Consider the following 20,940-nt stretch of genomic DNA (forward strand, 5'->3'; position numbering starts at 1 on the left):
CCGGGGAGGAAGATAAAGGGTTTGGGGTGGGTTTGTCACAGGGGGTTGAGTCTCTGCCCGCGAATGGTGGCGTGCGGTGTTTGCTCAGGGGGCGGCGCTTTCGCCCGGCATGGGCTACAGGGGGTGCCGGTTCGGGCGCCTCGTTTTATCTCGCCAGCAAGCTCTCGTGGGGTGGAAAACCGCGGCGTTTTCCACCGGGGTGGCGCGTATCTGAGCGCCTGGCGTAGCGCTTTCCTCGGCGGGGACTACCGGTTGCGCCTCTTACGGCGCGTCACGTTCTCTTTTCTGGTCAGAAGAGCCGTAGGGTGGAAAACCGCGCAGCGTTTTCCACCGGGGTGGCGCGTATCTGAGCGCCTGGCGTAACGCTTTCCTCGGCGGGGACTACCGGTTGCGCCTCTCACGGCGCGTCACTTTTTCTTGTCTGGCCAAGAAAAAGTAACCAAAAAGAAGGCCACCCCTGCATTCGGGTCTGGCCGCTGCGCGACCAGACTCCCCTCACTCCGGCGCCGCTCCGGGGGCACGTCACGAAGGGGCGTCCCTGCCCCTTCGTTCCTCGCTCGGCGTCCATGCCTCGCGTCCCCCTGTGCAACGCCTGCGTTCGGCCTCCTGAAGGGGTAGGGGGGCCGAGTCGCCTGAAGGAATTCGCCTGGCTTTGCTCGGTTTGCTTTTTGCTCTTCGTTTTACTGCACGGCCTGGCGGGCAGCACCCGACTCCCCCTTCAGGAGGGTGAGAACCGTAGGGTGGAAAACCGCGCAGCGTTTTCCACCGGGGTGGCGCATATCTGAGCGCCTGACGTAACGCTTTCCTCGGCGGGGAGTACAGGTTGCGCCTCTCACGGCGCGTCACTTTTTCTTGTCTGGCCAAGAAAAAGTAACCAAAAAGAAGGCCACCCCTGCATCCGGGTCTGGTCGCTATGCGACCAGACTCCCCTCACGCCGGCGCCGCTCCGGGGCACGTCACGAAGGGGCGTCCATGCCTCGCGTCCCCCTGCGCAACGCCTGCGTTCGGCCTCCTGAAGGGGTAGGGGGGGCGAGTCGCCTGAAGGAATGCGGCTGGCTTTGCTCGGTTTGCTTTTGCTCTTCGTTTTACTGCACGGCCTGGCGGCTGCACTCGACTTCCCCTTCAGGAGGGTGAGAACCGTAGGGTGGAAAACCGCGCAGCGTTTTCCACCGGGGTGGCGCATATCTGAGCGCCTGACGTAACGCTTTCCTCGGCGGGGAGTACAGGTTGCGCCTCTCACGGCGCGTCACTTTTTCTTGTCTGGCCAAGAAAAAGTAACCAAAAAGAAGGCCACCCCTGCATCCGGGTCTGGTCGCTATGCGACCAGACTCCCCTCACTCCGGCGCTGCTCCGGCGGGCGCTTTCCTTGTTGCAACCTGTAGCACGCGCGAGGAAAGCGCGGCGTTAGTCACAAACCTGAATGCCATCTGTGGTGGAAAACGCTTCGCGGTTTTCCACCCTCCGGCTCTCATCCCGCCCGCCGAAGGCGAGTCGCCAGGGAGAGGCGCAACCCACTGCGCAGGCCGCGAGCATTGCCACAGCGCGCGGCCCCTCGCGCCACAGCACTGCCAGCACGCCAACCCGGCATCGGCCGCGCGGTCAGCGCAGGCGCAATGCGCCCTACCAGGCCAGTCGCTCCCCCTGGTAGTCGATGTAGCGATGCCCCCCTTGCCCGATCGCCTGGGTCACCTGCTGGACCATCCCGCGGGCGCTGGTCTCCACGTCCAGCGGTGCCTGGTCGCCGCCCATGTCGGTCTTCACCCAGCCCGGGTGCATCGACAGCACCGTCAGCCGGGTTTCGCCCAGCCCGGCGACGAAGGTGCGCGTCAGGTGATTGAGCGCCGCCTTGCTCGCCCCGTAGAGGTCCATGCCCATGCCGGGGCCGGTTTCAACGCTGCCGAGGATCGAACTCATGAACACGACCACGCCCTGCGCCGGGTCGACCAGCGGCAGCAGGCGTTCGGCCAGGCGTACGGGGGCCACGGCGTTGGTGAAGAACAGCTCGCCGACTTCCGCCTGGCTCGCCGCGGTAGCCGGCTTGCCTTGCGGGCCGGCGATGCCGGCGTTGACGTAGAGCACATCCAGGCGGGTGCCGGCGAGGCGCTCGGCCAGGCGCTCGAGGCTGGCGGCATCGTCCATGTCCAGTGCCTCGATGCGCACGCCGCCCAGCGCACGCAGCGCCTCGGCACGCGCCGGGTCGCGCACGGTGGCGATCACCTCCCAGCCTTCGCTGCTGAACTGCCGGGCCAGGCCCAGGCCGAGGCCGCGCGAGGCGCCGATGATGAGGACGGTTCGGGTCATGCTGGGTCTCCTGAAAAAGGCTCGGTCAGGCAGTCTGGCCCAGCACCGCGGCTTTGGCGAGCCGGGTGCCGTCAGTGCCCGATCTTCCACGGCTGCCCAAGGGAGACCGGCGCGAACAGCCGCGTGCGGATCGCATCACGCGAGAGCAGCACCAGCACCAGGATGGTCGCCACGTAGGGCAGCATCGCCAGCAGATTGCCCGGAATCGCCAGGCCGATGCCTTGCACGACCAGGTGCAGGATGCTCGCCAGGCCGAACAGATAGGCGCCGAGCAGCACGCGGCCGACGCGCCAGCTGGCGAACACCACCAGGGCGAGGGCGATCCAGCCACGCCCGGCGGTCATGTTTTCCGCCCACATCGGTGTATAGGCCAGCGACAGGTAGCCACCGGCGAGCCCCGCCATGGCACCGCCGAACATCACCGCCAGGGTGCGCACGCGCAACACCGGCAGGCCCATGGCACTGGCGGCGTCCGGGTTTTCGCCGACGGCCTGGATGATCAGCCCGATACGGCTTCTGAGCAGCACCCAGGCGACCAGGGCGAAGAGTGCGAACGACAGGTACACGAGCAGGTCCTGGCCGAACAGCATGCGGCCGATCAGCGGCAGGTCGCCGAGCAGTGGAATGGCGATCGGCTCGAAGCCGGCCAGTGGTTTGCCGACCCAGGCGGCGCCGACGAACGACGACAGGCCGACGCCGAAAATGGTCAGCGCCAGGCCTGTGGCGACCTGATTGGCGGCCAGGCCGAGGGCGACAAAGGCGAACAGCAGCGACAGCAGCACGCCGGCCAGGCAGGCCATGAGCACGCCAAGCCAGAGGTTGCCGGTGGCGAAGGCGGCGATGAAGCCGACCACCGCGCCGAACAGCATCATGCCCTCCTGGCCGAGGTTGAGTACGCCGGTCTTCTCGCAGACCAGCTCGCCGAGCGCGACCAGCAGCAGTGGCGTGCCGGTGCGGATCATTGCGTAAAGGATGTTGGTCAGCAGGTCGAGATCCATGGGGAATCCTATGTGTGGGCCGTGGCAGGCGTGCGCTTGCTTGCGAAGCGGTAACAGCGGTCGCGCGCAGGGCCGCGCCCGCAGGTTCGTGTTCAGGCCGGGGCCTCGGTGGCAATCGCGCGCTTCGTCCATTTCCATGTCAGCCGCGGCGTGTAGCGAATCAGCACGTCGCAGGCGAGCAGAAAGAACAGCACCATGCCCTGGAACAACTGGGTGATCGATTGCGGCAGGTTGGCCGCCATCTGCGCGTTCTCGCCGCCGAGGTAGAGCAGCGCCATCAGCAGGCTGGCGCAGACGATGCCGAGCGGGTTGAGCCGGCCGAGAAAGGCCACGGTGATCGCCGCGTAGCCATAGCCCGGTGACACCTGCGGCACCAGCTGGCCGATCGGCCCGGTGACTTCGGCGACGCCGGCCAGCCCGGCGAGGCCGCCGCTGATCAGCAGCGCAATCCATACCAGCCTGCTGTCGCGGAAGCCGACGAAGCCGGCGGCCTTGCGATCCAGGCCGAGCACCTTGATCTGGAAGCCGAGAAAGCTCCTGTGCAGCAGCACCCAGACCGCAACGAGCGCCAGCAGCGCAAACCAGAAACCGGCGTGTACGCGCAGCCCGTCGATCAGCTCGGGCAGGCGCGTGGCATCGCCGAACATCGCCGACTCGGGGAAGTTGTAGCCGTCCGGGTCTTTCAGCGGCCCGTGCACGGCGAACAGCAAGAGGTTCAGCGCGATGTAGTTGAGCATGATGCTGGTGAGGATCTCGTTGGCGTTGAAGGCCGTCTTCAGCCAGGCACAGAGGCCGGCCCAGGCGGCGCCGCCGAGAATGCCGAGCAGCAGCGTCAGCAGCAGCGCCAGGCGCGAATCCCAGTCGGTGATGTGCACGGCCAGCGCGCTGCCGGCCAGCGCGCCGATGAGCAGCTGGCCCTCGGCGCCAATGTTCCAGATGCGCGCCTGGTAGACCACCGCCAGGCCCAGCGCGCAGAGCAGGATCGGCAGCGCTTTGACCAGCAGTTCGGAAACCCCGTAAAGATCGCTGACCGGGTCGAGCAGCAGCACCTTGAGCGTTTGCAGCGGGGGGTGGCCGAGCAGGGCGAACAGCAGGGCGCCGCTGGCGAGCGTGAGCAGGGCGGCCAGCAGCGGGGAAAGCCAGAGCATGGCGCGGGACTCGGCCCCGCGCGGTTGAAGGGTGATGGGCATGGCGAGGCTCGTCAGGCAGCGTTGAAAAGGGTGGGTTGGTCGAACTGGCCGGCCATCCAGCGCCCGACGTCGGCCGGTGTGCAGGCGCGTGTCGGGTGTTGCGGCGAAAGCCTGCCCTCGCACAGGGCGGCGAGGCGGTCGCTGATCTGGAACAGCTCGTCCAGATCCTCGGAGATCACCAGGATCGCCGCGCCGGCGTCGCGCAGCGCGATCAGCGCGCGATGGATCGCGGCCGCGGCGCCGACATCCACGCCCCAGGTCGGGTGGGCGGCGATCAGCAGCCTGGGCTGCTGAAGGATTTCGCGGCCGAGGATGAACTTCTGCAGGTTGCCGCCCGAGAGGCTGGCCGCGGGGGCGTCGACGCCCGGCGTCTTCACCGCGAAACGGCTGATCACCTGCTCGGCGAAGGCGCGCACCTGCGTGCGCTGGATCAGCCCGTGACGCAGCATGCCGGCCTGCTGGTAGGCGCTGAGCAGGCCGTTGTCGGCCAGGCTCATGCCCGGCACGGCGCCGTGTCCGAGGCGCTCGGCGGGGACGAACGCCAGCCCGTGGCGCCGACGCTGGTCGGGGCGCAGGTGGCCGACCGGCTCGCCGAGAAAACGAATGCGTTCGGCATCCGTACCCTGCAGCCTGCGCTCGCCGCTGAGCAGGGCGAGCAGTTCGTCCTGACCGTTGCCGGCGACCCCGGCGATGCCGACGATCTCGCCGGCGCAGACCTCCAGGTCGACGTCCTCGAGCGAGACGCCGAACGGATCGGCATTGGTCCAGGCCAGGCGCTCCAGGCGCAGGAAGGGTGCGCGACCCTCGGCCTTGGGGTATTCGGCCTCAAGCCCTTCGGCGTCGCCGACCATCAGCCGGGCCAGCGCCAGGTCGCTGCACTGGCTCGGCACGCAGCTGCCGGAGACACGCCCGCCGCGCAGCACCGTGGCACGCCCGCAGAGCGCACGAACCTCGCCCAGCTTGTGGCTGATGAACAGCACGCTGCAGCCCTCGGCGGCCAGCCGTCGGAGCACGGCGAACAGCTCCTCGGCCTCTTGCGGGGTGAGCACCGAGGTCGGCTCGTCGAGAATCAGCAGGCGGATGTCCTGCATCAGGCAGCGCACAATCTCGACGCGCTGGCGTTCGCCGATCGACAGGCTGTGCACCCGCCGCTGCGGCTCCAGCGGCATGCCGTAGCGTTGTGAAACCTCGCGGATTCGTGCCTCGAGCTGGCGCGGCGTGCCGCCGTCGGGGCCCAGCGCGAGGGCGATGTTCTCGGCCACGGTCAGCGTCTCGAACAAGGAAAAATGCTGGAAGACCATGCCGATGCCGCGGGCGCGCGCCTGGGCCGGGTCGCGCATGCTCACCGGCTCGCCTTCCCAGACAATGCGCCCGGCGTCGGGCTGCACCACGCCATAGATGATCTTCATCAGGGTGCTCTTGCCGGCACCGTTCTCGCCGAGCAGGGCGTGGATCTCGCCGGGCTGGATCGTCAGGTCGATACGGTCGTTGGCCAGGCAACCGGGGTATTGCTTGGTAATGCCGCGCAGGTCGAGGCGGGCGGTGGATGTGGCAGACATGGTCGGCGCTCGTGACAGAGGATGAGCCGACAAAAGCAAAAAGCTGGCCACAAGGTCAGGAAATCCCGGAGCAGGGGCACTCCGGCCTGGGCGGCGTGCAGGAGCGGACCGGCACCTGCCGTTGGCGTGCTGCCTGCTGGTGCGGGACGCGGGGCGGCCCTGCACCCGGACGGTGCAGGGCGTTCAGCGGCCGAGCAGCGGGCGGCCGCGCCTGCGCAGCGATGCCTCAGTCGCGGACGGCGACGACCTGGGCAAGCTCGATCCGCCCGTCTTCGAGGTTGCGCCGCTGGTTCTGTGCCATCGCCTGGAAATCGCTGCCTAGCAGCAGGTGAAAACCCAGCGGCGGCAGGCCTTCGCGCCCGATCCGTTCGGCCAGCGCGATGAACCAGGCACGTGCGGTATCGGTGGTGTCGACCCAGTCGGCGATCCTGAAGCCGGCATCTTCGAGCAGGCGCCGCAGTTCGTTGGGCGGTACCAGGAAGCTGGTCTCCGGCGTGCGTGCCCAGGGCACGGGAAACAGCACCGGCCCGCCTGTGCCGGCGAGAATGTCGTAGATCGCCAGCGTGCCGCCGGGCCTCAGCACGCGGTGCATCTCGCGGTACAGGCGCGGCTTGTCGGCGATGTTCATCGCCACGTGCTCGCTCCAGACCACGTCGAAGGTGGCGTCTTCGAACGGCAGGGCGGTCGCGTCGCCCTGGCGGAACTGCACGAGATCGCCAAGCCCTACGGTTGCCGAAAGCAGGGTGGCGGCACGGCAGTACTCCTCGGTGAGATCGACGCCGATGACCCGGCAGCCGAACTCGTTGGCCAGGCAGCGCGCGGTGCCGCCGATGCCGCTGCCGACATCCAGCACCTGCTGTCCGGCGTGCAGCCCGGCCGCCCGGGCAAGTTCGAGCGTCGCCGCGCGCCCGCGGATGTGAAAGGCATCGACAGGCGCCAGGTCCTCGGGCTTCAGCCGGTCCCTGTCCTTGCCTGCCTTATCCAGTGCGGCGAGGATGGCATCGCCCAGGTCAGCGGCGCGGTAGTGCGCCTGGACGGCATCGTGGATCGGGTTCGACATGGCCTGGGTTCCTCGCTGGCTGGCATGGCTATGAGCCGTTAAAGCGTAGCCTGGCGCGTCTATCACAGCCGTGTCGAGCGCTTGGTGGCGGCGCCATTGAGGGTGCCGCTACGACGGCTGGGCGAAGCGGCGGCGCGGCCTTGCTTCGAATGCGCGGAAGGGCCCGGCTGGTCAGTCGCGCCGGGCCCGCAGGCTCAGCGCGGTCACCGTGATCAGGATCAGCGTCATGCCCAGTATTTGCGCGAGCTCCAGGTGCTCGCTTAGCACCAGCACGCCGAACAGCGCAGCGGTGACGGGTTCGACCATGGCCACCACGGAGGCTACCGCTGGGGCTGTGTGCCGGAGCCCCTGGAGGTAGAGCACGAACGACAGCCCGGCGCCCAGCACGCCGAGCGTCATGAACAGCGGCCAACTGGGGGCCGCCGGTACGGCGGCGATCTGTGCCGCGTCGGCGGGCCAGACGAGCAGCCCGACGAGCACCGCGAAGGCTATCGCCAGGATCGCCTGTGGGCTGCCGTGTGGCGCGGCGTACTTGAAGCCGAAAATGAACACGGCATAGGACAACCCTGAAAGCAGGCCGGCCCCCGCGGCGATGGGCGTGACCTCTGCGGCGCCGGCCTCGTGGATGCCCGTGAGCAGCACGATGCCAAGCATGACCATGGCAATCGCGGCCCATTTGCCGCGCGTGGGTCGCTCGAGCCGGCAGGCGAAGGAAACGAGGTAGACGAACACGGGAGCCGAGTACATCAGGGGCGCCGCCACCGCGACGCTGCCGTGCGCGATGCTCAGGAAATAGAACGAGAAGTTGCCGGCGACGCCCAGCCCGGCGACGACCGCCCAGCACCACAGGCGCCCGCTGGTCAGGCCGCTTCCGCCCGGGCGCAGGGCAAGCCAGAGCAGGACTACCAGCAGGCCGATCGCGCCGCGGTAGAGCGAGACCACCAGCGGGCTCCAGCCTTGCGCCGTGAGCATGCCGCCCATGCCGCCCGACAGCCCCCAGCATAGCGCCGCCAGCACGACCAGCAGCGGCCCGCGGCTCGCCGAAGCGCTGCGTTCGGTGGCGGGTGAGTGCTGCGTCATCGTGTAACCCCGTGTTTTCAGCTCGGCTTCCCGGCGCAGCAGCGGCGGGGTGTTCTCTCTGAGTGGGGCCTGGCGTCCGTTCGGTTCCATGAACGGCGGCCTGAGCCGCTGCGGCCGCTGGCGCTGCGATGGCCACCTGGTGGTAAACCGGGCGCCTGTACCGGGATGGCCAGGCGCTCGATGAACTCGGCTTTCCGCCGTGCAACAAGCGGCAAGCATTGCCGCTTGGATCGTTGCCCGGGCTGTTTCATGATCAGCCTTTGCCTGTCGCCTGGTGGCCTGCATGTCTCGATTTTCACGCCCCTCGGCGTCGGCGCTCGGGCGCTTCCTGCAGCTGGGCGGCACCGGGGCGCGGATCGCCGGCAGCCTGCTCGTGCAACGCATCACGCCCGGGCGGGCGCGGGTCGACTGGGAACCGGTCGGCGCGTTGCTGGGCGATGCGCTCGGGCAGATGAAGGGGCCGGTCCTCAAGCTCGGCCAGCAGGCTTCGCAGTGGCAGGACGTGCTGCCCGGGCCGGTCAGCGCTGCGCTGGCGCGCCTGCAGAATCAGGTGCCGGCGCTGCCGTTCGGCGCGCTGGAGGCAAACCTGCAGCGGCTCTATGAGGGGCAGCTCTACGCGCTGTTCGAGACGATCGAGGCACAGCCGTGCGCAGCCGCTTCGCTGGGCCAGGTGCATCGCGCGCGCGATCGGCAGGGCAGGGCGCTGATCCTGAAGATCCAGTATCCGGGCATCCGCAGCATCTGCGACGCCGATCTGCGGCAGCTGCGTCGGCTGATGCCGCTCGGCCGTCTGTTCGGCACGCCGCCGGCGCGGCTGGAAGCCGTCTACGCCGAGCTGCAGCGAGCCATCGACGAGGAGCTGGACTACGACCGCGAGCGTTGCCACCTCGAGGCCTTCGGCCGCCACTTCGAAAGCTGGCCGGATGTCCGTATGCCGTTCGCCGTGGCAGAACTCTGCCGGCCGGGCGTACTGGCGCTCGAGGAGCTGCCGGGCCGCTCGTTCGCGGACGTCGAGCAGGCACCGGCCGAGCTGCGCCAGCGCCTGGCCGAGACGCTGTGTCGCTGGTTGGCCGAGCAGGCCTTCGGCCTGCGGCGGCTGCATACCGATCCGCACCCGGGCAACCTCGCCTGGCGCGAGGCGGGCGAGCTTCTGGTCTACGATTTCGGCAGCGTGCTGTGCGTCGAGCCGCGCCTGCTGGAGGGTTATGTTCGGATCTTCGAGGCCCTGCGCGGGCCGTCGAGCGAGGCGCTGGAAGCGGGCTTTCAGCTGCTCGGCGGGCGCCAGCCCGGTAGTGCGCCGCCGCACGGGCTGTATCGCCGCATCCACCTGATGCTGCACCCGTTGCTGCAACCCGGCGTGCACTGGGACTTCCGCCAGGCGGCGCTGCACCAGCGCCTCTCCGAGCTGTTTCCGCTGCTGATGTCTGCGCTCGGCAGCCTGCAACCGGCCTCCGGCACGCTGCTGATCAATCGCACGCTGGAGGGCCACTACTGGAACCTTTACCGCCTGGGCGCCCGCCTGCCCATCGCCGATATCCTGGCCGGACATATCGAACGCTGGCAGCAGGACGCACGGCACCCGCAAACCTGATGACACTGGAGCACGAAATGCAGATGCAGTCTTTTCCTTCGGGCTATCGCGCCCTCGTCATCGGTGCATCCGGTGGCATCGGCGCGGCGCTGGTTGCGGCCCTGCGCGAGGACCCGCGTTGTGCGCAGGTGGTCGAACTCGGTCGCGCGACGCAGCCGGCGCTCGACCTCGCCGAGCCGGCGAGCATCGAGCGGGCCGCGGCGGCGCTGGCCGGGCAGGGGGCGTTCCAGCTGATCGTCAATGCTGCCGGCGTGCTGCACGACGAATCCTTCATGCCGGAGAAGCGCCTGGCCGATCTGAACTCGGCGCAGTTGCTGGCCACGTTCCAGGTCAACACCTTCGGCCCTGCGCTGCTGCTGCGCTACTTCTGCGGGTTGCTCGACCGTCAGCGCGGTGTGCTGGCGATGCTTTCGGCCAAGGTCGGCAGTATCGGCGACAACCGCCTCGGTGGCTGGTACAGCTACCGCGCCTCGAAGGCCGCACTGAACATGCTGATCAAAACGGCAGCCATCGAGGTGCGGCGCAGCCAGCCGAACGCGGTGCTGCTGGCCTTGCACCCCGGTACGGTGAACTCGGCCCTCTCGCAGCCGTTTCGTGGTGCCGAGATCGGCCGGCCGGCGGCCGTGGCGGCGCACGATCTGCTGCGGGTGATCGACAGCCTTGGCCCCGAGGCGAGCGGCAGTTTTCACGCCTATGACGGGCAGCCGCTGCCCTGGTAGCGGCCATGCCGGTATCCGCTGGCGGAGCCGGGAGGGCGTGGCGCCTCGCCGGCCACGGGCGGCCGGTGAGCTGAACTTGTGCCGTGCCGCCGCTCCCTAATGGAAACCCGGTCCACTGGAGCCTGTGCGGTTTCCCATGATTTTTCTGCTTGGCGTGCTGCTGTTTCTGCTCACCGCGATGGATATCACCAAGACCACGCTGTCCACGCGTGGCGGTGGTCTGCTTACCAACGCCGTCGCCCGCTCGGTCAGGGCCTGTTTCTTCGTCGCTGCGGGCCGCAGGGGAGAGTCGAGACTGCTCGAGTACAGCGGGCAATGCGTGTTGCTGGCGGTGCTGGCCAGCTGGATTCTGGCGCTCTGGGCGAGTCTGTTCCTGGTCCTGGCGTCCAGCCCCGGCTCGGTGATTTCAAGCAACACCCGAATGCCGGCGGACCTGTGGGAAACGCTCTATTACGCCGGTTTCACCCTTTCGACACTGGGTGTCGGCGACTATGTCGCAGCCGGCGATGGCTGGCGGGTACTGTCCAGTGCTGCGGCGTTCTGCGGCCTGACCTTCATCACTGCCGCGATCACCTACATCGTTCCGGTGCTGTCGGCGGTAAAACTGCAGAATCAGCTCGGCTTGCTGATCAACAGCCTGGGGCGATCACCGCAGGAACTTCTGATCAACAGTTGGAACGGCGCGGATTTCTCCGGCTTCTACGACAACGCGGACAAGTTGCGCGAACTGCTGGTGCAGCACACGCTCAACCACCATGCCTATCCCGTCATCCATTGCTTCCACAACTGCGATGCACAAAGGAGCGTCGTTCCGGCGCTGGTGATCCTCGACGAGGCGGTGCGAATGCTCGAAAGCCTGCCGCCACAGGTGCCGCAGAACAGCCTGAAGCGCCGGATGCTGCGCAAGGCGCTCGACCGCCATATCGAAATGCTGCAGAGCCACCCGGCCGATCCGCAGGCCGGTCGGGCAGAGCCGCCAGCGGACCTGGCGCCGCTGAAGGCCGCTGGCATCCCCATCGACGAGGCGGCTTATCGGCCATGCGAGCAGGCGGCAGCGGCACGCCGCGAGGCGCTGGGCGCCTTGCTCGTCGCCGACGGCTGGAACTGGCGGCACATCTACCGGCAGGCCGCTGCGCCAGGCTAAGGCGATCGCGGTCGCGTTTTGCCAGAGGCCAATGACGAGCGCCGGGCGGCATGCCAGCCGACACCGGCGCCTGCAGGTCAGGCGTCGCTGCCGACCGGGATCTCGAAGGCAATGCTCCAGTTGTGCAGCGGGTAGGGCTTGTCCACCAGCGCGGGGATGTTTTCCTCGGGCTGCATGCCGGGGCGGAACTCATAGTTCGATTCGGCGCGCAGCGTGTCGCTGTCGCGCAGCTGCCCGGCGCCGCCGACACCGAAGCTGGCATAGCTGACCCGCGGCTGGCCGACCATCGGCCGCGCGGTGCGCAGGCGCACGATGGTGTCGGCGGCCAGTTCCACCGCCTCGATGGGCACCTCGCCCTTGTCGTCGTGGAGCATGAAGCCCTTGTTCTTCACTTCGCGCGCCTGGTGGCCGAGGTAGGGCTCGTCGAACACCAGCGGTGGATGCGGCACCTGGAAGTCGATCAGCACCTGGCGAGCCGAGCCGGTCGCGCTGCGTGGGGCCAGCGGCACCCAGCCTTTGCGCTCGACGACCACGCGCTGATAGACCTTGCCGAGCATCTGGCCGAACCAGCGATAGCCGTTCGCCGACAGGTGCACGCCCTTGTCGGTGTAGGGGTAGACCGGCCCGACCAGGTACCAGCCCGGCTCTTCCTTGGACAGCTCCCACTGGGCCATGCCGACCGCCAGCGAGCCGTCCTTCACCGACGACTTGGCATCGGTCTGGTAGCTGAGAAACGCCGGCGGGCGCTGCTGGCCGCTGATCGCCATGGCGTCCATGTCCAGGTCGTCGCGCAACCGGCGCAGCTTGTCCTTGTAGTAGGCCTTGTCGTTGCGCCCGCCATTGGTCTCGCTGTAGTCGTACTCGCCCTGCAGCCAGAAGATCGCGCTGACCGCGTAGCTGCCGCCTTCGGCACCGGCGACGCGCTTGGCTTCGCGCATGGCCTGGGTGGCGCGCTCGTACTCGCCGGTGCCGTCGCGTTTGGACAGCTGGGCGATCGAGCGGCCCGAGGTGGCCGCGTTGCTCGCCAGCAACAGGTGCTGCGGGTCGGCCTTGAGCTTGTGCTGCTGCAGATACAGGCGGCGCGCGAGGTTGAGTGCGCCGACTTCCACCGACTCACCCTCTTCCTGGGCATGCGCGTCCAGCTGCCGCACCTCCGCGCTGGCCAGCAGCTGCGCGGCGTCGCTCTTGCGCTGAACCACTGCGCGCAGCGGCGTGAAGCTCGGTTGGCCGACAGGCGCGAACTTTGCGCCGCTGAACGCCGCCGAGCGGGTCGCCTGGCCCAGCATCAGGTTGTCGTAGCGCGGCTCGACCGACAGGGCCGGCCAGCCTTCGGCGGCCGAGGCCAGCGACTGGCCGTAGGTGATCACGTGGTTGTAGCGGCTGGTCAGCGGCTCGCTGTAGCGATTCTCGGCGGCGAGGCGCTCGGCGGTTTCGCGTTTGTTGCGCGCATCGCGCGTGCGCAGGTCGTCGGCGCTGGCCGCGAGCGGCGCGGCGAGCAACAGCGAAAGGGTGAGGGCAAGGGGCGGGCTGCAGCGATCCATAAAGCAACCTTGTCGAATGATCGGGTGTTTTTCGACGCTTTTCGCTGGCACTAGTTCGATTGCTGCTGGCCTTGTTGATGGCTATTGGCCTGCACCGAATGGGTGCAAATCAACCTCAGAAACAATTTGACGCATCCGCCAGGCGGGTCTAGGTTCCCTTCTCGCATCACTAATGAGAACAATTCTGATTTAGATTAATGGTGGAGGAAGCGGTGAACGCACTCGCTCACGCGGTTGCCCCGATGGCCCAGGCAGGGCCGACAGTGGCGCTTGGTTTCAGATTCTATTCGCCGGCCGGCGGTCTCGAAGCCGCGGGCTGCCTGGAGACGATCGACCAGCCGGCCGGCGACGCAGGCGAGGCGCTCGGCGCGGCCCTGCATGACGCCTTCGGCCGGGCCCGGGCTGCCGGGCTCGACAACCCGACCGCCGTCGGTGTGATCCCCTTCGACAAGACGCAGCCCTCGCGGCTGTTCATTCCCGAACATCTGGTCAGGCTACCGCCGAGCCCCGCGCCGACGGCAGTCTGCGGCTTGCCCTGCGGGCAGCCGCGCAGCTGCCAGGCGCAGCCCGATCGCGCCGGGTTCGAGGCCGGCGTGCGCCAGGCGCTCGAGCACCTGCAGCGCGGCACCTTGAGCAAGACCGTGCTGGCGCGCCTGCTGCGCCTGGAGTTCGAGCGCGCGCCCTGTGTGCCGACGCTGTTCCAGCGCCTGCGCCGGCAAAACCCGGAGGCCTATCACTTCTGCGTCGGGCTGCCCGAAGGCGGTGTGCTGGTCGGCGCCAGCCCGGAGCTGCTGCTGCGCAAGGACGGGCGGCAGGTGCTGACGCATCCGCTGGCCGGCTCGGCACGGCGCCAGCGCGACGTCGATGCCGACGACGCCGCGGCCGATCGCCTGCTGGCCTCGGCCAAGGATCGCCACGAGCATCGCCTCGTCATCGAGCAGATCCGCCGGCAACTGGCACCGCTGTGCGAGCGCCTGGTCATTCCGGCGCAGCCGTCGCTGTTCGCGACGAGCAAGCTGTGGCACCTGGCGACCCGTATCGAAGGCCAGCTGCAGGCCGAGCAGTCGGCGCTGACATTGGCCTGTCGCCTGCACCCGACGCCTGCGCTGTGCGGCTTTCCCACCGACGTCGCCAAGCGTCTGATCGGCGAACTGGAGCCGTTCGACCGCGGCGTGTTCGGCGGCATCGTCGGCTGGTGCGATGCCGCCGGCAACGGGGAATGGGCCGTGGCGATCCGCTGTGGGGTGATCGAGCGGCGCCAGGTGCGGCTGTTCGCCGGCGCCGGTGTGGTCAGCGCGTCGTCGCCGGAACAGGAATGGCAGGAAACCACGACCAAGCTCGGCACCATGCTGGCGGCCTTCGGGCTCGAGGGGGGCGCGGCATGAGCCTGGTGCCCTTCACACCCTGGCCGCAGGCCTTTGCCGAGCGCTATCGCCGCGCCGGCTACTGGATCGGCGAGCCGCTCAGCCAGCTGCTCAGCCGCCAGGCGCAACAGCGACCCGCAGCGACCGCGGTGCTCGACGGCGAGCGCCGGCTCAGCTACGCCGAACTCGAGGCGCTGTCCGGCAACCTCGCCCAGCGCCTGGCCAACCAGGGGCTGGGCTGGGGCGACCGCGCACTGGTGCAGTTGGGCAACCAGGCGGAGTTCTATGTGGTGTTCTTCGCCCTGCTCAAGGTCGGTGTGGTGCCGGTCAATGCGCTGTTCAGCCACAACCGCGTGGAGCTCGATGCCTATGCCGAGCAGATCCAGCCGCGCCTGCTGATCGCCAGCCGCGCGCACCCGCTGTTCGCCGACGACGCCTTTCTCGACGCGCTGATGACGCGGGTGCCGACCCTCGACAGCGTGCTGCTTGCCGGTGCCGACGACGCGATGATCGACCTGCGCGCCTGGCTCGACCCGGTCGTGCCCGAGCGGGCGCCGTGCCCGACGCCGGCCGGCGAGGTCGCGTTCTTCCAGCTTTCCGGTGGCAGCACCGGCACGCCGAAACTGATTCCGCGCACGCACGATGACTACTACTACAGCGTGCGGCGCAGCGTGGAGATCTGCGGCTTCGATGCCGACACGCGTTACCTCTGCGCGCTGCCCGCCGCGCACAACTTCCCGCTGAGTTCGCCGGGCGCGCTCGGTGTGTTCGTTGCCGGTGGCTGCGTGGTGCTTGCGCCGGACCCCGGGCCGGCGACCTGTTTTCCGCTGATTGCGCGGCACCGGATAAACGTCGCCGCGCTGGTGCCGCCGGCCCTGTCGCTCTGGCTGCAGGCCGCGCCACGCCATCGGGCGGAGCTGGCTTCGCTATCGCTGTTGCAGGTCGGCGGCGCGCGCCTGCCCGAAGCTCAGGCGCGGCAGGTACCGGAGCGTCTGGGGTGCCGGCTGCAGCAGGTCTTCGGCATGGCCGAAGGGCTGGTGAACTACACCCGGCTGGAGGACGACGACGAACGGGTCTTCGCCACCCAGGGGCAGCCGATGAGCCCGGACGACGAGCTGCGGGTGGTCGATCGCGATGGCCAGCCGGTGCCTCCCGGCGTGACCGGCGCGCTGCTGACACGCGGCCCCTACACCATCCGTGGCTACTTCCAGACGCCCGCGCACAACGCCAGCGCCTTCGATGCCGAGGGCTTCTATCGTTCCGGCGACCTGGTGCAGCAGCGGGCCGACGGCTATCTGGTGGTGGTCGGGCGCATCAAGGACCAGATCAACCGCGGCGGCGAAAAGATCGCGGCCGAAGAGGTGGAAAACCTGCTCCTGGCCCATCCGGCCGTCACCCATGCGGCACTGGTCGCCATGCCCGACGAGGCCATGGGCGAGAAGAGCTGCGCATTCATCGCCAGTACCGACCCTGCGCTCAAGGGCTCACAACTGCGTCGCTTCCTGCGCGAGCAGGGGCTGGCCGACTACAAGCTCCCCGACCGCTTCGAGCGCCTCGCAACCTTGCCCACCACGGCGGTGGGCAAGCTCGACAAGACCCAGCTGCGCCGGCTGCTCGCTGCCCGGCGTTGTACCCCCGAATAAGGATTTCGTTGATGGCCATTCCCTCGCTCATGCCCTATGCCGTGCCCACCGAATGGGCGGCCAACCGCGTCGACTGGACGCTGGAACCGGCGCGCGCGGCGCTGCTGATTCATGACATGCAGGACTACTTCCTCGACTTCTGGGGCGCGGACAGCCCCTTCGTCGCCGCATTGGTCGAGCGCCTGGCGGCGCTGTGCGCGCACTGCCGGGCGCTCGGCATTCCGGTGATCTACACCGCGCAGCCGGGCGAGCAGGCGGCCGCCGACCGCGCGTTGCTCAACGACCTGTGGGGCCCGGGCCTGACGCGTGCACCCACGCGCCAGGGTATCGTCGCCGGGCTGGCCCCGCAGGCCGGCGATACGGTGCTCACCAAGTGGCGCTACAGCGCCTTCCAGCGCTCGCCGCTCGAGCACCTGCTCGCCGAGCTGCGTCGCGACCAGCTGATCATCGGCGGCGTCTATGGTCACATCGGTTGCCTGATGACCGCCTGCGACGCCTTCATGCGCGACGTGCAGCCCTTTCTCCTGGCCGATGGCATCGCCGACTTCAGCGCGGCCGAGCACCGCATGGCGCTGGACTATGTCGCCGGGCGCTGCGGCAAGGTGCTCGCCTGCCGCGAAGTGCTGAGCCTCGGCAGCGGGGGCGCATTCAATCGCGAGGCGCTGCAGGCGCGCCTGCTCTCACTGCTCGATGAGGTGGACGAGCCGTTCGATGCCGATGCCAACCTGCTCGACTATGGGCTCGATTCGATTCAGGTCATGACCCTGCTCAGCGAATGGCGCGAGCGCGGCCTGGAGCTGACCTTCACCGACCTGGCGCGCACGCCGACGCTCAATGGCTGGTGGGCGCTGATCCAAGCGCAGGGAGGTGCCGCATGATTGCGCTCGGCGTGCCGCAGCAGGGGCTCTGGTCGGCCTACCTGCTGAACGAGGACCGGGCGATGTTCAACACCGCCGAGTGCATCGCCTTTGCCGGCAAGGTCCAACCCGAGGTCTTGCTCGAGGCGCTGCGGGCGGCGGTGGACGACTGCGAGGCGCTCTGCGGACATTTCGCGCGCAGCGGCGACGCCGCCTTCTTCCAGCCCGCGGCGCTGGCGCTGGAGGTGCAGCGCCTCGCCATTCCCGCCGAGGCGGACGCCGAGGCCTGGGTACGCGCCTGGGCGCTGACCGACATTCGCCGGCCGCTCGAGCTGGAAAGCGGCCGGCCGTGTCGCTTCGCCCTGCTGCAGGGCGAGGCGGGCGACTACCTCTACAGCTGTGTGCACCACATTGCGCTCGACGGTTACGGCAGCAACCTGCTGTTCCAGCGCATTGCCGAGCACTATGACGCGCGGCTGCGCGGCGTAGCGGTACCGGCCAGCCGTTTCGGCCAGCTGGCCGAGGTGCACGCCGAGGAGGCCGCGCGCAGCGCCGGCGGGCAGCTGGAGCAGGCGCGGCACTATTGGTGCGAGCAGCTGGCCGGGCTGCCCGAGCCGGCGAGCTTCAGCGACCGCGTCGCGCCGATCGCCGCGGCCTTCCTGCGTCACACGCAACGCCTTCCCGCGCCGCTCTGGGAAGGGTTGCAGGCCTACGCCGCGGAACAGGGCATCGGCTGGGCCGATCTGTTGCTGGCCGTGCTCGCCGCCCAGCTCGGCCAGACCAGCGGCAGCCCGGTGCAGGTACTGGGCCTGATGGTGATGAATCGCATCGGCTCGGCCTCGTGCAACGTGCCCAGCATGCAGATGAACATCGCGCCGCTGGTACTGGCGCTGCCAGAGACGGCAGACCTGGCAGCCTGTGCGCGCCAGGTCGCCCGGCAACGACGCCGCGACCGCCGTCACCAGCACTATCGCTACGAGGCGTTGCGGCGCGATCTCGGCCGGGTCGGCGGCGAGCAGCGGCTGTTCGGGCCGCTGGTCAACATCATGCCGTTCGACCGCCCGCTGCAATACGGCGACCTGGCTGCGCGGACGCTGAACCTGAGTGCCGGGCCGGTCGAAGACCTCACCCTGGAAGTGCTGGTGGGCGCCGACGGCGTGCCGGAGCTCGCCTACGACGCCAACCCCGCCTGCTATTGCCAGGCCCAGCTCGGCGAGCTGCAGGACGAGCTGTTCGGCCTGTTGGCGTACTGGCTGAGCGAGCCGCAGCTGGCGCACGGAGAGGCTCTGCAGCGCTTCTTCGCCGCGCGCCGTGCCGGGCACCTGCTGTGCGCGCCGGCTGACGAACGTGCCGCGCTCGATGCCGCGCTGCCGGTGCTCGATGCCGTGCGCGGGCAGGCGCAGGCCGCCCCCGGGCGCATCGCGCTGGAGCAGGGCGACGTGCGCCTGACCTACGCCGAGCTGCTGGTAAGGAGCGAGCGCGTCGCTGCGGCATTGCAGGCGGCGGGCGTGCAGCCGGGCGAGCGGGTCGGGGTGATGCTCTCGCGCACCCCGGCGGCCATCGTCGCAACGCTGGCGGTGATGCTCGCCGGCGCCGTCTATGTACCGCTCGATCCGGCGCAGCCTGACGAGCGCCAGCGGCTGATCTGCTCGGCGGCAGCGCTCGCGCGGGTCGTGACCGAAGCGGCTTACCAGCACCGCCTGGCCACGGTCTTCGACGGCCCCATAGACCTCTTCGGGCCGCTGGCCGAGGGTGGGCGGCGCCCGCTCGCCCCGGCCGCGAGCGAACTGGCCTACCTGATGTTCACCTCCGGCTCGACCGGCACGCCCAAGGCGGTGGCGGTCGGGCACCCTGCGCTGGCGAGTTTCGTGCAGGGCGCGCGCCTGCGTTATGGCATCCAGGCCGGCTTGCGCGTCTTGCAGTTCGCGCCGTTCAACTTCGACGCCAGCATCGAGGAGATCTTTGTCAGCCTCGCTGCCGGCGCCACGCTGGTGCTGCGTGACGACGCCCTGCTCGAATCGGTCGGCGCCTTCGTCGAAGGGCTCGAAACGCTGGCGATCGATGTTGCCGACCTGCCCACGGCCTTCTGGAACGAATGGGTGGTCGCCCTGCGCAGCGGCCAGGTCGGCGTGCCGGCCGCGCTGTCGACACTGATCATCGGTGGCGAGGCGGTGCACCCCGAACAGCTGGTGGCCTGGCAACAGGCGGCGGGCGGGCGCGTCCGGCTGATCAACACCTATGGCCCGACCGAGGCCACGGTGGTGGCCACCAGCTGTGATCTGCAGGGCTACCCGGCCGACGGCTCGGCCTTGCCCATCGGCTATCCGCTGGCCGCTGTTGCGGCGCTGGTGCTCGAGCGCGGGAATCGTCCGGCTGGCGAGGGCGAGCTGGTGCTGTGCGGTGCCCAGCTTGCCGAGGGCTACCTGAACAGCGACTCGCCGGCGTTCGGCGAGCTGCGCATCGGCGATCGGCCGCAGCGCGTATATCGCACCGGCGACCGTGTGCGGCGCGTCGGCGAACGGCTGGTTTACCTCGGCCGGCTGGACAACGAATTCAAGATCAGCGGATACCGCATCCAGCCCGGCGAGGTGGAGGCGGCGCTGCTGGCGCTCGACGGTGTCGACGAGGCCTGCGTGATCGGCCTCGAACTCGAAGGCGGGTTGCGTCGCCTGGTGGCTTTTGTCGGCGGGCCATGCGACGACCTGCGCGGCCTGCGCCGGGCGCTCGCCGGGCGTCTACCGGCGGCAATGGTGCCGAGCGACTGGCGTCACTACCGGCTGCTGCCACGCACGGCCAGCAACAAGCTCGATCGCCGGCGCTTGCGTGCCGACTACCTCGACGGCGCGCGTGGCGAGACGCTCGACGATGCCACCCAGCGCCGGGTCGCGGCGATCTGGCAGCAGATCCTCGGCGTCGGCGGCCTCGGCGTGCAGGACAACTTCTTCGAGCTCGGCGGCCAGTCGTTGCAAACCATCCAGATCGTCAATCGCCTGGCCGCCGAGTTCGGCATGGCGGTCAAGGTTTCGGATGTCTTCGATCACCCGGTGCTGGGCGACTTCTGCCGGTTCCTCGATGGCCGCCTGCGGCAGCCCGAGGAGCAGGTGGAGCTGGTCTGGTGAAGGAGCGCCGCGCATGAACGAACGGATGGATTTCACGGGGCGCCGCATCTGGGTCACCGGTGCCGGCCGCGGCATCGGTCGCGCCGTGGCCGAGGGCTTTGCCCGCCTGGGCGGCGAGGTCGAGGGCTTCGACCTGGCGTTTCCCGAGGCCGGTTATGGCTTCGCCACCTATCGGCTCGACGTCGGCGATCCGCAGGCGGTGCAACAGACCTGCCGGGACCTGCTCGGTGAGCGCGAGGGCATCGACGTGCTGGCCAGCGTCGCCGGCATCCTGCGCCTGGGTGCGCTCGAGGCCCTGAGCCTGGAGGACTGGGATGACTCGCTGCGGGTCAACCTCAGCGGGCCGTTCTACTTGCTGCGCGAGTTGATGCCACGTTTCAAGGCACGCGGCCGCGGCGCCGTGGTGGCGGTCAGCAGCAACGCGGCGCGCGTGCCTCGCATGCAGATGGCCGCCTACGCCGCCTCCAAGGCAGCGCTGACCAGCCTGGTGCGCACCGCCGGCCTGGAGCTGGCGCCGCACGGCGTGCGCTGCAACCTGGTCTCGCCAGGTTCGACCGATACCCCGATGCAGCGGGCCATGTGGCCCGACGACCGCGGCCGGGCCCGGACGATCGCCGGCTTTCCCGAGCAGTTCAAGCTGGGCATCCCGCTGCAAAAGATCGCCACGCCCGAGGAAGTGGCCCACGCGGTGCTGTTCCTCGCCTCGGATCTCGCCAGCCACATCACCCTGCAGGACATCGTCATCGACGGCGGCGCCACCTTCTAGGAGACCAC

At 69.0% G+C, this 20,940-nt stretch carries 15 protein-coding genes; 8 read left to right on the top strand and 7 right to left on the bottom strand.

Going from position 1 to position 20,940, the window contains the following annotated elements; all coding sequences use genetic code 11:
- Window positions 1-1,620: 1,620 nt before the first annotated feature.
- From AC0KXH_RS05440 to AC0KXH_RS05465, 6 genes are all read right to left on the bottom strand, one after another.
- Window positions 1,621-2,301, bottom strand: a complete 681-nt coding sequence (locus AC0KXH_RS05440) for an SDR family oxidoreductase (RefSeq protein ID WP_043219013.1) — start codon at window positions 2,299-2,301, stop codon at window positions 1,621-1,623.
- Window positions 2,302-2,372: 71 nt separating this feature from the next.
- Window positions 2,373-3,299, bottom strand: coding sequence for an ABC transporter permease (locus AC0KXH_RS05445; RefSeq protein WP_041107323.1), 927 nt, complete (start codon window positions 3,297-3,299; stop codon window positions 2,373-2,375).
- Window positions 3,300-3,391: 92 nt separating this feature from the next.
- A complete protein-coding gene (locus AC0KXH_RS05450; protein WP_041107321.1) occupies window positions 3,392-4,489 on the bottom strand; it encodes an ABC transporter permease in 1,098 nt (365 codons plus the stop codon).
- A gap of 11 nt (window positions 4,490-4,500) precedes the next feature.
- Window positions 4,501-6,048, bottom strand: a complete 1,548-nt coding sequence (locus tag AC0KXH_RS05455; protein ID WP_395764525.1) for an ABC transporter ATP-binding protein — start codon at window positions 6,046-6,048, stop codon at window positions 4,501-4,503.
- Between the two features lie 226 nt (window positions 6,049-6,274).
- Window positions 6,275-7,108, bottom strand: coding sequence for a class I SAM-dependent methyltransferase (locus tag AC0KXH_RS05460; RefSeq protein ID WP_488224302.1), 834 nt, complete (start codon window positions 7,106-7,108; stop codon window positions 6,275-6,277).
- A gap of 171 nt (window positions 7,109-7,279) precedes the next feature.
- Window positions 7,280-8,278, bottom strand: coding sequence for a DMT family transporter (locus AC0KXH_RS05465; protein ID WP_488224303.1), 999 nt, complete (start codon window positions 8,276-8,278; stop codon window positions 7,280-7,282).
- 193 nt (window positions 8,279-8,471) lie between these two features.
- Here AC0KXH_RS05465 and AC0KXH_RS05470 point away from each other — a divergent pair, with 193 nt between their 5' ends.
- From AC0KXH_RS05470 to AC0KXH_RS05480, 3 genes are all read left to right on the top strand, one after another.
- Window positions 8,472-9,779, top strand: coding sequence for an ABC1 kinase family protein (locus AC0KXH_RS05470; RefSeq protein ID WP_488224304.1), 1,308 nt, complete (start codon window positions 8,472-8,474; stop codon window positions 9,777-9,779).
- Between the two features lie 17 nt (window positions 9,780-9,796).
- Window positions 9,797-10,498: an SDR family NAD(P)-dependent oxidoreductase gene (locus tag AC0KXH_RS05475; RefSeq protein ID WP_488224305.1), complete on the top strand. Its 702-nt coding sequence runs from the start codon at window positions 9,797-9,799 to the stop codon at window positions 10,496-10,498.
- Between the two features lie 136 nt (window positions 10,499-10,634).
- Window positions 10,635-11,642 carry a potassium channel family protein gene (locus AC0KXH_RS05480; RefSeq protein ID WP_488224306.1) on the top strand — a complete coding sequence of 336 codons (1,008 nt, stop codon included), beginning with the start codon at window positions 10,635-10,637 and terminating at the stop codon, window positions 11,640-11,642.
- A 77-nt stretch (window positions 11,643-11,719) separates the two neighbouring features.
- Here AC0KXH_RS05480 and AC0KXH_RS05485 read toward each other — a convergent pair whose 3' ends face one another.
- Window positions 11,720-13,183 carry a sialate O-acetylesterase gene (locus AC0KXH_RS05485; RefSeq protein ID WP_213150792.1) on the bottom strand — a complete coding sequence of 488 codons (1,464 nt, stop codon included), beginning with the start codon at window positions 13,181-13,183 and terminating at the stop codon, window positions 11,720-11,722.
- Window positions 13,184-13,395: 212 nt separating this feature from the next.
- On the opposite strand from AC0KXH_RS05485, the gene AC0KXH_RS05490 reads away from it, so the two are divergent.
- Genes AC0KXH_RS05490 through dhbA form a run of 5 tightly spaced genes read left to right on the top strand, consistent with a single transcriptional unit; the run spans window position 13,396 to window position 20,932 of the window.
- On the top strand, window positions 13,396-14,568 hold the full coding sequence (locus AC0KXH_RS05490; protein ID WP_224109578.1) for an isochorismate synthase: 1,173 nt from the start codon (window positions 13,396-13,398) through the stop codon (window positions 14,566-14,568).
- On the top strand, window positions 14,565-16,190 hold the full coding sequence (locus AC0KXH_RS05495; protein WP_488224307.1) for a (2,3-dihydroxybenzoyl)adenylate synthase: 1,626 nt from the start codon (window positions 14,565-14,567) through the stop codon (window positions 16,188-16,190). Before AC0KXH_RS05490 ends, AC0KXH_RS05495 begins: the two co-directional genes overlap by 4 nt.
- Window positions 16,191-16,201: 11 nt before the next feature.
- Complete coding sequence (locus tag AC0KXH_RS05500) at window positions 16,202-17,068, top strand: isochorismatase family protein (RefSeq protein WP_200628124.1); 867 nt, start codon at window positions 16,202-16,204, stop codon at window positions 17,066-17,068.
- Window positions 17,065-20,166: an amino acid adenylation domain-containing protein gene (locus tag AC0KXH_RS05505; protein ID WP_488224308.1), complete on the top strand. Its 3,102-nt coding sequence runs from the start codon at window positions 17,065-17,067 to the stop codon at window positions 20,164-20,166. The genes AC0KXH_RS05500 and AC0KXH_RS05505 overlap by 4 nt, the downstream gene beginning before the upstream one ends.
- A gap of 13 nt (window positions 20,167-20,179) precedes the next feature.
- Window positions 20,180-20,932, top strand: coding sequence for a 2,3-dihydro-2,3-dihydroxybenzoate dehydrogenase (gene dhbA, locus AC0KXH_RS05510; RefSeq protein WP_041107305.1), 753 nt, complete (start codon window positions 20,180-20,182; stop codon window positions 20,930-20,932).
- Window positions 20,933-20,940 lie beyond the last annotated feature (8 nt).

It is taken from the genome of Stutzerimonas sp. CXK-1, from assembly GCF_057738225.1.